14 protein-coding genes are annotated in these 12,810 nt (G+C 61.9%); 6 read left to right on the forward strand and 8 right to left on the reverse strand.

Going from position 1 to position 12,810, the window contains the following annotated elements:
* The first annotated feature begins 105 nt into the window (after nt 1-105).
* Entirely contained in the window at nt 106-324 is a 219-nt protein-coding gene (locus AC0L3J_RS08910) for a hypothetical protein (RefSeq protein WP_027516815.1), read from the forward strand.
* 243 nt (nt 325-567) lie between these two features.
* Here the strand turns inward: AC0L3J_RS08910 and AC0L3J_RS08915 are convergent, their stop codons facing one another.
* The gene (locus AC0L3J_RS08915) at nt 568-1,446 is read right to left on the reverse strand and encodes an SDR family oxidoreductase (RefSeq protein ID WP_456765255.1); all 879 of its coding nucleotides are present in this window, start codon (nt 1,444-1,446) and stop codon (nt 568-570) included.
* A gap of 125 nt (nt 1,447-1,571) precedes the next feature.
* Here AC0L3J_RS08915 and AC0L3J_RS08920 point away from each other — a divergent pair, with 125 nt between their 5' ends.
* Entirely contained in the window at nt 1,572-2,195 is a 624-nt protein-coding gene (locus tag AC0L3J_RS08920) for a TetR/AcrR family transcriptional regulator (RefSeq protein WP_456765256.1), read from the forward strand.
* Between the two features lie 440 nt (nt 2,196-2,635).
* Here the strand turns inward: AC0L3J_RS08920 and AC0L3J_RS08925 are convergent, their stop codons facing one another.
* Together AC0L3J_RS08925 and AC0L3J_RS08930 are read right to left on the reverse strand one after the other, a co-directional pair.
* Nucleotides 2,636-3,010, reverse strand: a complete 375-nt coding sequence (locus tag AC0L3J_RS08925) for a hypothetical protein (protein ID WP_456765257.1) — start codon at nt 3,008-3,010, stop codon at nt 2,636-2,638.
* Between the two features lie 259 nt (nt 3,011-3,269).
* Nucleotides 3,270-3,419 (reverse strand): hypothetical protein, encoded by a 150-nt coding sequence (locus AC0L3J_RS08930; protein WP_456765258.1) that lies wholly within the window; start codon nt 3,417-3,419, stop codon nt 3,270-3,272.
* A 59-nt stretch (nt 3,420-3,478) separates the two neighbouring features.
* Between AC0L3J_RS08930 and AC0L3J_RS08935 the strand changes: the two genes are divergently transcribed.
* Entirely contained in the window at nt 3,479-3,679 is a 201-nt protein-coding gene (locus AC0L3J_RS08935; protein ID WP_456765259.1) for a hypothetical protein, read from the forward strand.
* Between the two features lie 296 nt (nt 3,680-3,975).
* On the opposite strand, the gene AC0L3J_RS08940 is transcribed toward AC0L3J_RS08935, so the two are convergent.
* The 3 genes from AC0L3J_RS08940 to AC0L3J_RS08950 form a co-directional block, all read right to left on the reverse strand.
* The gene (locus tag AC0L3J_RS08940; RefSeq protein WP_275170561.1) at nt 3,976-4,380 is read right to left on the reverse strand and encodes a YccF domain-containing protein; all 405 of its coding nucleotides are present in this window, start codon (nt 4,378-4,380) and stop codon (nt 3,976-3,978) included.
* Between the two features lie 171 nt (nt 4,381-4,551).
* Nucleotides 4,552-6,096 (reverse strand): acyl-CoA synthetase, encoded by a 1,545-nt coding sequence (locus AC0L3J_RS08945; RefSeq protein WP_456765260.1) that lies wholly within the window; start codon nt 6,094-6,096, stop codon nt 4,552-4,554.
* A 166-nt stretch (nt 6,097-6,262) separates the two neighbouring features.
* Complete coding sequence (locus AC0L3J_RS08950) at nt 6,263-7,072, reverse strand: crotonase/enoyl-CoA hydratase family protein (RefSeq protein ID WP_456765261.1); 810 nt, start codon at nt 7,070-7,072, stop codon at nt 6,263-6,265.
* Nucleotides 7,073-7,188: 116 nt separating this feature from the next.
* Between AC0L3J_RS08950 and AC0L3J_RS08955 the strand changes: the two genes are divergently transcribed.
* Nucleotides 7,189-8,061, forward strand: a complete 873-nt coding sequence (locus AC0L3J_RS08955) for an SDR family oxidoreductase (RefSeq protein ID WP_456765262.1) — start codon at nt 7,189-7,191, stop codon at nt 8,059-8,061.
* A 219-nt stretch (nt 8,062-8,280) separates the two neighbouring features.
* On the forward strand, nt 8,281-9,861 hold the full coding sequence (locus tag AC0L3J_RS08960) for a fatty acid--CoA ligase (RefSeq protein ID WP_456765263.1): 1,581 nt from the start codon (nt 8,281-8,283) through the stop codon (nt 9,859-9,861).
* Between the two features lie 194 nt (nt 9,862-10,055).
* Here the strand turns inward: AC0L3J_RS08960 and AC0L3J_RS08965 are convergent, their stop codons facing one another.
* Nucleotides 10,056-11,330: an acyl-CoA dehydrogenase family protein gene (locus tag AC0L3J_RS08965; RefSeq protein ID WP_456765264.1), complete on the reverse strand. Its 1,275-nt coding sequence runs from the start codon at nt 11,328-11,330 to the stop codon at nt 10,056-10,058.
* A 209-nt stretch (nt 11,331-11,539) separates the two neighbouring features.
* On the opposite strand from AC0L3J_RS08965, the gene AC0L3J_RS08970 reads away from it, so the two are divergent.
* Nucleotides 11,540-12,319 (forward strand): enoyl-CoA hydratase-related protein, encoded by a 780-nt coding sequence (locus AC0L3J_RS08970; protein ID WP_456765265.1) that lies wholly within the window; start codon nt 11,540-11,542, stop codon nt 12,317-12,319.
* Between the two features lie 112 nt (nt 12,320-12,431).
* Here AC0L3J_RS08970 and AC0L3J_RS08975 read toward each other — a convergent pair whose 3' ends face one another.
* On the reverse strand, nt 12,432-12,809 hold the full coding sequence (locus AC0L3J_RS08975; protein ID WP_456765266.1) for a DUF6285 domain-containing protein: 378 nt from the start codon (nt 12,807-12,809) through the stop codon (nt 12,432-12,434).
* Nucleotide 12,810: the final 1 nt, after the last annotated feature.

Consider the following 12,810-nt stretch of genomic DNA (forward strand, 5'->3'; position numbering starts at 1 on the left):
GTGTCGGCTCTGGTACTGTGAAGCTGCAATCTCCCACTCTGCCATTTCCAAGCGGCCCGTCCCCCACGGATTTGCTTGAATCGCGCATTTTGATAAGCACTCAGCATGGGAACGCTGACAGTCGAGAACCGAACTGTGAAATATCGATGGGCGAGCGATGTCGACTTTGACGGCATTCGTATGGAAATCCTTTCGGACGACGGGGGTGTGCTCTTTGATGTTAGCGTGCCCGATGACGGTCCAATCACCATCAACACGTTCGGCAAGGAAGTTGCAGCATCTCTGATCGATACAGCAATCCAAGTCGCGCGTCGTTCAAGGTAGAACGTTCTCGCATGCGCTCTACCCGTCCTACGAGCTGAGCAAGCGCCTCGTCCTTCGAGACGACCGCTTCGCGGTCTCCTCAGGATGAGGCTGAGCCACGTCGGGTTTCGTTGAAATTGCAGCGCGTAGGGTGGGTTGAGCCGTTGCGAAACCCATCATGCCCCGTCATCGGCGGACGGATTGATGAGTTTCGCTCACGCTCTATCCTTCCTACGAACTGACAGTGTGCTTATCGCCTTCCCGTCAAATCATGCTCGCCATGCCGAGCGCGCGGAGGAGATCGTTCTGGATCGGGGCGACGGCCTCGTTCAGGCGCTCGACACCGAAATCCATGCCTTCGGGCATCACGACCGTCCGCAGAGGCCGCCGTTCCGTGGCCTCGACCAGCTGCACGATTGCATTCGCGACGCGCTGGGGCTGTGGCGGATTCTGCGGATCGTTTCCATCGTTGGAGTGCTGCTTGATCTGACCTGGGATCGCCGCAACACCGCCATAGGTTTTCAGCACGGCCTGGTCGGATGGTTCAGGGCTGGATGGAAGAAGGTTGCTCGGGAACGGGCCTGGCTCGACGATGACCGAATCCACGCCGAAACTCGAAAGCTCGTAGCGGTAGGCTTCCGCGAGGGCTTCGAGCGCGAACTTGCTGGCGGAATAGACACCGAAGAATGGGAAGACCACCCGACCCATGAGCGACGTGACGTGGATGAGGACGCCGCTGCCGGCGGCCCGCATGTGCGGCAGAACGGCACGATCGGTGCGAACGGCGCCGAAGAAGTTCACGGCGAACTGCGCTTCGATATCCTTGACGGTATAAGCTTCCGTGACGCCGACGGGCATCATTCCCGCGTTGTTGACCAGGGCATCGACCCTGCCGTGCTGCCGGATGACAGCCGCGATCGCGGTGTTGACGGATTGTTCGTCGGCAACGTCCATCTCGAGGACCTGGAGCGCACCCCCTTCGGCCTTCGCCGCTTCGACAAGCTCGTCGCGAGCACGGCTATTTCTCCCTGCGACTTCGCGCATGGCAGCGATCACCGTGTGACCCCGCTTTGCGAGTTCCAAGGCGGTGAGTTTTCCAAAACCACTGCTCGCACCCGTCACGACCACAACTTTTCCGCTCATCTCACGATCTTTCTCTGAAATCCAATGGACGACGGAAGCTATAGACAGACCTGTATGTCTTTGCAATCTCTAAATTGACAGAATAGTCTGTCCAGTGACGCAAACGGCTGGGTTAAGGACCATCGATGGGCACGGTGCTTGATTTCGTGGACGTGGATATTCAACCGCTCGATGCGCTCGCCCCGCGCGAGCGCATTTTGAAGACGGCGTCAGACCTGTTTTACCGGTTCAGCATCAACTCTGTCGGAATCGACCGGATCATCGCCGAAAGCGGCGTGGCCAAGATGACGTTCTACAAGCACTTTCCCTCGAAGGCCGACCTCATCGCCACCTACCTGCGCTACAAGAGCGCCGTCTGGTTTCAGATGCTTTCGACCTCCACCGAGCGAGCCGGTCTCACGCCAGTGGAACGCGTTCTCGCTGTTTTCGACGCACTCGAACAACCGCTCCTTTCGCCTTCGTTCCGCGGCTGTCCGTTCGCGAAAGGCATGGCCGAATTCGGCCCGGAGGCAAACTCGCCGGGCGTAGAGGGGACCATCGCAGCGTATTTTACAAAGTTGCACGACTTCGTTGCGTCACTCATTGAGCCGTTGTCATTGAGCAAACCCGAAAGGGCCGTGATCCAGATCCTGTCGCTGTTTGAAGGCTCGCTCGTGATCGCACAGTCAACGCGTGATCCCGCCATCGTCCAGGCTAATCGCGAGGCAGCCAGAGTGTTGCTGGAAAAAGGGATCGTCTCGTCGTCTTAATCTGGAGCCTTTGCGAAACCCATCATGCTTCGGCATCGGCAAACGGACTGATAGGTTTCGCTTCGCCTACCCATCCAGCGGGCTATGGACTGTTTCTCTGCCCAAGAAAATTGCCCCATTCCTCCCTGAGGACTGCGCGAAAGATTCCGGGTGGTAGCGCTTCCTCGGCGACCTTTCCTTTCGAGGAGGCGTTGGGGTCAAGGAAAATCCCAAACAGCGGCAGACACGCCCTCATCGCGTAGCTTGCGGCGTCCTCAAGTGTCCGAACCCCCGCCGCTTGCGCATCATGTGCATGGCTACGCACACAAGTGCGGAAGCCGGAAACCGATGGCGGCTCTTCACTGTGCGCCTGCGCGGATAACAGCGGCGACAACGTCAGAAGCAAGATCAAAATAGCTGCTCTCAATGGACTGGCTCCCCAGGCGTTCAAGCAAAACTCATCAGAGAGTTTTTCGCGCTTCGTCGCAGACCAATTGATGCACCTTCGATAGCAAGGCTTGAGCGCGCTTCAGGTCCATATTGGTCATTACCTCGGAGACCTTGGCGGCACAGTCAAAGTGAAGCTCGAACAGATTGCTCTTGTTGAAAATTTCGCCGTCCATGATGTATGCGGTGACGTAATGGGCGGCCTTCTTGCTCAAATCAACTGCGAATTGAGTGCCGTCGTCGGCGCTCATCACCTGCCAATCCGGCTTTACGAGTTTGCCCCGCCAGTTGACATAACCGTCACGCCAGAGAAGCGGCGACGTTTCCGGTATGATGTGATCCGATGACTGGGCCCATATATCAGACGGCAACACCGCTAGAACGAACATGAGGACAATCGTTCGATATTCATTGAGCCCACCGACCCTCGCAACCTTACATGCAGCAACTCACGTGTTCCGCCGCTGAGTTGAAGGATGTATTGTGGCCGTTTCGGGTCATGAGCCGGCGCAACGGCCAGGACGGGTAGAGCCCTTGCGAAAGCATCCCGCATCGGCATCGACGGACGGTGATGGGTTTCGCTGACACTCTACCCATCCTGCGAGCTTAGTTGGTGATCAAGCTCCCGGATGTGATTCGCGGTCCGAATTAAACGTGATCACCAACTCCGATCTCGGGACAAAACTGACGCTTACCAGTGGTGATGGTGCCGCCAGCCATAATGATGGCCTCGGCCTCTGCCCCAACCGTAATGATGACCACGGCCGCCGCGATGACCCCACCCGTGGCCACCGCCATGTCCGTGGCCGCCCTTGACCTCGATGGTGTCAGTCTGAGACGCGCCCAGTGCGTCCGGCTTGGCAACGGGCATCGCCGAAGCAGAAGGTGAAGGTATCGAAGCAACGGCTCCCGCCACAACGCCGACCAAGCAAAGCCACTTCATGCAATCGCCTCCCGATAAGAATGAAACCAAGGGCCAGTCAGCCGCGGCACATTACGGCCGCGTTCGCTCCCGTTCTTCAACAATGAAGCCGGGAAAAAGTTGCAATGAAATTTAACGCATTGCGGAGGGCGGGATACTGATGCCACGTTGAAAGCAGCACGGGCAGGATAGCTTGACCCTTGCGAAACTCAGCATGCTTCCGGCTTGATGGGTTTCGCTGGCGCTCTACCCATTCTACGAGCTGAGCAAGCGCCTCGTCCTTCGAGACGACCGCTTCGCGGTCTCCTCAGGATGAGGCTGAGCTGCGTCGGGATTCGTTGCAGGTGCAGCCACCTGCTCCGCCCTCATCCTGAGGGCCCGCCAGCGGCGGGCGTCTCGAAGGATGTGCCGCAGGGACGCTTACAAGCTCCCCTAAGCCGGTACGATCACCTTGCCGATCGGCCAGAGCGCGATGCCTGCGAGCTTCAGATGGGCCCAGGCGAAGGGGATGCCGATGATGGTGATCGCGAGGGCCAGGGCGGTGAGCAGATGGCCGAGCGCCAGCCACCAGCCGGCCAGCACGAACCAGATGATGTTGCCGATCACCCCGAGCGGGCCGGTGCCGATATCCTCGACACCGGTGACCTCATAGCGGTTGACCGCCCGCGAGCCGAACGGCATCAGCGTGTAGACTGCGATGTTGAACGCCGCCCGCGCCCAGGGCAGGCCGATGATCGTGATCGCCATGATGACCGCGGCGACCAGCCAGCCGAGCGCCATCCAGGCGCCGCCGATGAGGATCCAGAGCAGGTTGAGCAGGATGGAAACGGGAGCCATGGGATGATCCGCGAGACGATGATCCCGTCTATATAGCACGATGAGCGAGGTTGCGGTCCATGAAGCCGCTCACGTATTCGCGGGCTCGTGTAGCCCGGATGAGCGAAGCGACATCCGGATCTTATTATCCCGGGTATCGCTTCGCTCACCCGGGCTACGCACTACGTACCGTCAGATCTTCCGCCCCGCCTGCTCCCAATAGGGATCGCGCAGGCGGCGCTTGAAGATCTTGCCGGAATCTTCGCGCGGCAGCCCGGCGCGGATCTCGATGTGCTTTGGGACTTTGTAGTCGGCGAGCGACGCCTTCAGCCGCGCGCGGATATCACCGGCGTCGAGCGCGATTCCCGGCTGCGGCTCGACCACGGCCATCAAGGCTTCGCCGAACTCGGCATCGGGGATGCCGAACACCGCGCAATCATGCACGCCGGGGACGGCATGCAGCACCGATTCGATCTCGGCCGGATAGATGTTGACGCCGCCCGAGATCACCATGTCGCGCTTGCGGTCGCAGATGAAGACGTAGCCCTCTTCGTCGATATAGCCGACGTCGCCCGAGGTGATGAAGCCGTCGCGATCGATCTCGGCGCGCTTCTCCGGCTTGTTGTGGTAGGTGAAGTCGGCCATCCCTGCCATGCGCGAATAGATCTCGCCGATCTCGCCCACGCCCAGCACGCGTCCGTCATCGCCGATGAAGCGTAGCTCGGCGCCGGGCGATATCTTGCCGACGGTGCCGGGCTTCCTCAGCGCGTCCTCGGAGGTCGCGAAGGTGACGGCGCTGGATTCGGTCGAGCCGTAGAATTCGTAGATCACCGGCCCCCACCATTCGATCATGGCGCGCTTGACGTCCGCCGGACAAGGCGCTGCGGCGTGAATGATGTGGCGCAGCGAGGAGACGTCGTATTGCTTGCGCACGTTCTCCGGCAGCTTCATCAGGCGGATGAACATGGTCGGCACCATGAAGATGGTGTCGATCTCAAAGCGCTCGATCAGCTGGAGAAATTCCTCGGGCTCGAAGCGGGGCATCAGCACCAGTGCGCCGCCAAGCTTGCCGGCGCGGATGCCGAACGAGTTCGGCGCGGAGTGATAGAGTGGACCCGGCAGGATCGTGCGGGCGCCGGGCTTCAGCCCGTAGATCATCGCGCGCATGCGCTCGCCGGCGGCCGCCTGTTCCGGCGTCGGTGCATTGCGCCGTACGCCCTTGGGATGGCCTGTCGTCCCCGAGGTGTAGATCATGTTCATGGGCTGCGGCACGATCGGGCCGTCATAGGGCTGGAATCGCGCAAGCCAGGATTCGAAATCGATCGCAAAGTCCGGCGTCTTCAGATGATCGGGATCGATCTTGTAGCTGGACAGGATCTCCGGAGGCGTCGGCACGCTGAGCACGGTGACGCCTTTCGGGATCGCATCGCGCAAGGCATGCAGCATGTCGGCATGGCCGATCAGCACGGAGGTGCCGGTATCGTTCAGGATGTAATTGATCTCCTCCGGCTTGAAGTGCCAGTTGATCGGCACGCCATAGGCGCCCAGCCGCATCGCGGCGTAAGCGGCTTCGACGAAGGCGATGTCGTTGCGCATCAGCATGCAGACGCAATCGCCCTGCCTGACGCCGATCTGGCTGAGACCGCTCGCGATGCGGTCGGCACGATCAGCAACCTCGGCATGGGAGCGGCTGCGCCCGCCGGAGACGATGCCGAGGAAATTTGACGTTTCGCTCATTTGTTTTTCTTTGTTGTTTAGCGACGATGTCCGTTAGTCGTCATCACCGGGCTTGTCCCGGTGATCCACGTTCTTGCTTGCCGCTTCGTACCAAGAACGTGGATGGCCGGGACATCTAGCGCGAAGACGCGCTTCGCGCTTTTGCCCGGCCATGACGGAGAGTTTGTCAGTCCGCAAACTTCGGCGCGCGCTTCTCCAGATTGGCACGCACCGCCTCGGTCTGGTTCGCGCTGCCGATCAACTTCTGCTGCTCGACGGACTCGGCGAGTAGCGCGGGGCCCGGATCGACCGAGAGATTGTTGAGCATGCGTTTCGCGGCGCGGATCGCATCGGGGCTTTTTCCCGCGATCTCGCGCGCGACGTCGAGGGCGCTCCCGCGCGGGTCGTCGCAGATGCGCGTAGCGAGACCGTAAGCCATCGCCTCCTGCGCGGAGAAGATGCGGCCGGTGTAGGTGAGATCGCGCAAGACGTCGTCGCGCACGAGCGAGGCCAGGATCGGCGTGCCCGCCATGTCGGGCACCAGACCCCATTTGATTTCCATCACCGACATCCGCGCATCCGGGGTGAGGAAGCGCATGTCGGCACCGAGCGCGAGCTGGAAGCCGCCGCCGAAGGCGACGCCCTGGATCGCGGCGATCACCGGCACGGGAAGCTGTCGCCAGCCCCACACTGCCTGTTGCGCAAAATTCGCTTGGCCGTGCGTGCGCTTGGTGAGATCGCGATTTTCGCCACCCGGAATTCCGTTGCCGCCCTTCTCTTTCATGGCGGCAAAACGCCCCATGTCGAGACCGGCGCAGAAGGCGCGGCCCTCACCGGACAGGACGACGGCGCGCACACCTTTTTCCTTCGAAAGCCGATCGGTTGCGGCGACAAGGGCCTCGAACATGGCCTGATCCAGCGCATTCATCTTGTCCGCGCGCACTAGGCGCACGTCGGCGACGCCTTCCGAGATCGAGATCGAGACGCGCTCTTCCATGGATGAATTCTCCCCTGGTTCCCTGCTGTTCTTGTTCGGTGCCGCTTTACAGGACGACGGCAGCCGGATTTAGTCAATTGATCAATTAACCGACAATCGCGACCGGGGAAACAGCCATGTTCAAGGAAAATCTTCTGGCGGGACGACGCATCCTCGTGACCGGCGGCGGCACCGGGCTCGGCAAGTCGATGGCGGCGCGCTTCCTGCAGCTCGGCGCAGAGGTGCACATCTGCGGCCGGCGCAAGATCGTCTGCGACGAAACCGCGACCGAGCTGATGGCCGAGTATGGCGGCCGCGTCACCAGCCACGGCGTCGATATCCGCAACGCGCTCGCGGTCGAGGAGATGATCGAGACCATCTTTCGCGACGGCCCCCTCACCGACCTCATCAACAACGCCGCCGGGAATTTCATCTCGCGCAGCGAGGAGCTGTCGCCGCGCGGCTTCGACGCCGTCGCCAACATCGTCATGCACGGCACGTTCTACGTGACGCAGGCGGTCGGCAAGCGCTGGATCGCGTTGAAGCAGCCCGGCAACGTCGTCTCGATCACCACGACCTGGGTGCGCAACGGCTCGCCTTACGTGGTGCCGTCGGCGATGAGCAAGTCGGCGATCCATGCCATGACGATGTCGCTTGCGACCGAATGGGGCCGCTACGGCATCCGGCTGAACACGATCGCGCCGGGTGAGATCCCGACCGAGGGCATGAGCAAGCGTATCAAGCCGGGTGATGAGGCCGGCGCGCGCACCAAGGCGATGAACCCGATGGGCCGCGTCGGCACCATGGAGGAATTGCAGAACGTCGCGGTGTTCCTGATTTCCGGCGGTTGCGACTGGATCAGCGGCGAGACCATCGCCATGGACGGCGCGCAGGCGCTCGCCATGGGCGGCAATTTCTACCAGCTCCGCGACTGGAGCGACGACGACTGGAAAACCGCGCGCGAGAGCATCATGGCGCAGAATGAAAAGGATCGGGCGAAGCGGGGGTGACGTAGTCGTCCTGGCGAAAGCCAGGACCCATTACCACCGAATGTTTTTTGGCGAAGATTGGTCATGACCAGTCTTCGCCAAATTGCGTTTTGTGGCTATGGATCCCGGCCTTCGCCGGGACGACAATGTTGAGAGAGCGAACGACCCTCTCCCGTCTTGTCATCGCCCGCGGATGACGCCACACTCCGCACCATAAAAACAAGACGTCACGGGAGAGACATGTCCACCACACAGCCATTGGCTGACCTCGCCGACATGGTGCGCGAGCGCGCCAAGAGCCGCGGCAATGCGATCGCCTTCGAGTTCGAAGGTCGTGTCACCAGCTTCGCCGAATTCGACATCAAGACCAATCGCGTCGCCAATGCGCTGATCGCGATGGGTGTGAACAAGGGCGAGCGCATCGCCTATCTCGGCAAGAACAGCGACATCTATTTCGAGCTGCTGATGGGCGCGATGAAGGCCGGCATGGTGATGGCGCCGGTGAACTGGCGGCTCGCGGGCCCCGAGGTCGCCTTCATCGTGAGCGATTGCAAGGCGCCGGTGCTGTTCGTGGGACCTGAGTTCATCACCCAGGTCCGCCAGATCAAGGACCAGTTGCCGGGCGTGCGTAGCGTCATCACCACCGAAGGCGGCGCACCGGAATGGCAGGACTTTGCGGCGTGGCGCGATGCACAGAGTGGCGACGATCCCAAGGTGCCGATCGCGACCCGGGACATCGCGATCCAGCTCTATACGTCGGGTACGACAGGCAAGCCGAAGGGCGCGATGCTGTCGCATGCGAACTTCCTCAACCTCGTGCAAACCGGCAATGCCGAGGACAAACCCGAGTGGAACCGGTGGTCGACCGACGACGTGTCGCTGGTCGCGATGCCGATCTTCCACATCGGCGGCTCCGGCTGGGGCGTGATGGGACTCTACCACGGCGCCCGCGGCGTGATCGCGCGCGAGTTCGATCCGACCAAGGTGCTGGACTTCTTCGAGCTATCAGGCATCACAAAGCTGTTCATGGTGCCCGCCGCGATGCAGTTCGTCGTGCGGCAGCCGCGCGCGAGGACTGTCGATTTCTCCCGATTGAAATACATGCTGTACGGCGCCTCCCCCATTCCGGCCGCGCTGCTGAAGGAATGCATCGAGATCTTTAAATGCGGTTTTGTGCAGATGTACGGCATGACGGAGACCACCGGCACCATCGTCGCATTGCCGCCGGAAGATCATGTCGAGGGGCTGGAGCGGATGCGCTCGGCCGGCAGGGCGCTGCCGGGCATCGAGATCGCGATCCTCGATGTCGACGGCAAGCCGCTGCCGCCGCGCGAGGTCGGCGAGATCGCCACGCGCTCGGGCTCCAACATGGCCGGCTACTGGAACCTGCCGGAAGCGACCGCCGCGACGCTGCGCGAAGACGGCTGGCTGCGCACGGGTGATGCCGGCTACATGGACGAAGACGGCTATCTCTACATCCACGACCGCATCAAGGACATGATCATCTCTGGCGGCGAGAACATCTACCCGGCCGAGGTCGAGAGCGCGCTGTGCGATCATCCCGACGTCGCGGAAGCTGCCGTGATCGGCATCCCCGACGACAAATGGGGCGAGGCGGTGAAGGCCGTCGTGGTGATGAAGCCCGGCAAGCAGGCGACCGCCACCGACATCATCAACTTCACCCGCGAGCGTATCGCCGGCTTCAAGACGCCGAAGAGCGTGGAGTTTTTGCCGGCGCTGCCGAGGAATCCGTCAGGCAAGATTCTGCGGCGGCAATTGAGGGAGCCGTATTGGGCAGGGAAGGATAGAAGGGTGAATTAGCTAGCCTCGTCGTCCTGGACAAGCGTAGCGCAGCGAAGCGCCGATCCAGGACCCATTACCCCAAGGAGTGGTTTGGCGAAGACTCGTGTTGCCAGCCTGCCTCGACCACTTCTCCCTGGGGTAATGGGTCCTGGCTTTCGCCAGGACGACGTGGAGAGATAGCCCGACGTGGAGAGATAGTTCGCAACAATCCCTCAATGCTTCCCCGGCCCCATATAGCCGAACAAAAATCCCGCCACTTTGCGGATCTGGATCTCCTCGCTGCCCTCGGTGATGCGGTAGCGGCGGTGGTGGCGGTAGATGTGCTCGAACGGCTTGTGGCGTGAATAGCCCATGCCGCCGTGAACCTGCATGGCGCGGTCGGCGGATTCGCAACAGAGGCGGTTTGCCCAGTAATTGCACATCGAGACGCGGTCGGAGAGCGTGCGCTCGATCTGCTCCTCGGTGAGCTTGTCCATCTCCCAGGCGGTCTTGCGGATCAGCAGCCGCAGCATCTCGGCCTGGGTCGCAAGCTCGACCAGCGGGAACTGGATCGCCTGGTTCTCGGCCAGCGCCTTGCCGAACGGTTTTCGCTCGCGCGCATACTTTACGCTCTCGTTGATGCAGTAGACCGCTGCCCCCAACGAACTCGCCGCCTGCCGAATGCGGTTCTGATGGACAAAACATTGCGCCAGCGACAGGCCGCGGCCGACCTCGCCGAACAGCGCATCCTCGGGAACGAACACGTCCGTGAAGCTGACGCGGGGATGATCGGTCGGCATGTTGAAGGTCCACATGTACTCTTCGATCTTAACGCCATGGCTCTTGGCCGGCACCAGGAAGCAGGTGATGCCGCGCGCGTCGCCGTCATTGCCTGACGTCCGCGCGAACAGAGCGCAATGCGTGGCAACGTGCATGCCGGTCGTCCACATCTTCTCGCCGTTGATGATCCAGCCCTTGACGTTGTCGCGGGTCGCCGGCACCGCGCGCGTTTCCATATGGGTCGCATCCGAGCCGTGCTGCGGCTCGGTCAAGCCGAAGGTGATGCGATACTTGCCCTTGATCGAGCCGTCGATCATCGCCTTCTGATCCTCGCGGCCGTAGCGATCGAGCATGGTCGCGACGGGGAAGTTGCCGACGATGGAATGCTCGTTCTGGAGATCGTTGTGAAGGCCGAGCCCCTTGGCGGCAAAGTGCTCGCGGATCACCGCCATCCAGAGGTTGGAGCCATTCTTGCCGCCATATTGCTTCGGCACCGCAAAGCGCAAATGACCGGCGGCGTCCGCGAGATCCTTGGCCTTGCGCAGCAACGCTTCCCATTCGTGGCGCGGCAGCCCGTCATTCTCGAAATCGGTGCGCGCCCATTCGCGACGATGATCGAAGAAGCGGATATTATCATCGGCCTCTTCCAGCGGCTTGATCTCGCGTTCGATGAAACGGTCGAGCTCCGCGAGATAGGCGACGAGATCGGCAGGCAATGAGAAATCCACGGCTCTCTCCCGGGTGTTTTTTCGTTTTGCGTTAAGGCGCTGGGCGCAGCTTTGCTTCGCACGATTAAGGTGAGAAGAGCGCGCGCAAGTCAAGCAATGGGAGGCGTGCCGAATGCGCAGGGCGCATTGCGCAATTCGATGGTGCTCTAGCGCGGAGGCGCGGTAGTATTCCGGCGATATTCCTTCACGAGAAACTGCGGGAGCGCGCGATGGAGCTGAAATTTTCCAAGGTGGAACGTAAGGGGGCGATCACGATCGTCACGCTGTCGCGGCCCGAGGTCTACAACGCGCTGCACACCGACGCGCATTTCGAGCTGCAAAAGGTATTTGACGATTTCTCCGCCGATCCCGAGCAGTGGATCGCGATCGTCACGGGTAGCGGCGACAAGGCGTTCTGCGCCGGCAACGATCTGAAGTGGCAGGCGGCCGGCGGCAAGCGCGGCTGGGACAAGGGCGGCTTTGCCGGCCTCACCGCGCGCTTCGACTGCGACAAGCCGATCATCGCCGCGGTCAACGGCGTCGCCATGGGCGGCGGTTTCGAGATCGCGCTCGCCTGCGACCTCATCATTGCCTCGGAGAACGCGACCTTCGCCCTGCCCGAGCCGCGCGTGGGGCTGGCCGCACTCGCCGGAGGCCTGCACCGGCTGCCGCGCCAGATCGGGCTGAAGCGCGCCATGGGCATGATCCTCACCGCGCGCCATGTCAGCGCCAAGGAGGGTCTCGAACTCGGCTTCGTCAACGAGGTGGTGCCGCAGGGCGAGGCGCTCGCGGCCGCGCTGCGCTGGGCCGAGATGATCACCAAGAATTCGCCGATGTCGATCCGCGCCTCGAAGCAGGCGATCCAGAAGGGCCTCGGCGTCTCGCTGGAGCAGGCGATCGAGGAGCAGCGCGACTATCCGGCGGTGAAGGCGATGGTGGCCTCGCAGGACTACATCGAGGGCCCGAAGGCGTTTTCCGAGAAGCGGCCGCCGAAATGGATGGGGAAGTAGGACCTCCTCTCTCCTCGTCATTGCGAGCGCAGCGAAGCAATCCAGACTGTCTCCGCGGAACGACTCTGGATTGCTTCGCTGCGCTCGCAATGACGGAGGATGGGACTGCGCCCTACCCGTCTCTTGAAAGCTCGCGCTTGTACGACGCGTAATTCGGCTGATCCACCGCAAGCTTGTCCATCGTCGTCTGCCACAGATGCTCGGCAAGGCCCGGCGTCGCGAGATCGACCTCGCCCGTGGCGATGCGCTCGGCGAGTGCGCGGTTCAGGTCCGTGACCGACCCGTCCAGGCCGAGCAGAGCACGCAGCCGCTCCACCTCCGCAGCTTCGCTCCCCTCCTCCCGCGTCAACTGCCGTGTGACGAGATCGAGGATGTTGATGGCGACGCGCAGCTTGAAGGCCTGGTGGCCGGAGATCAGCGGCGTGATGTCGTTGCGGAGGAAATCGGCGACTGACTTGGTCAGCTCGATCGGGGTCGGCTCGTCCTGCATG

This window comes from Bradyrhizobium sp. Kon37, assembly GCF_055807535.1.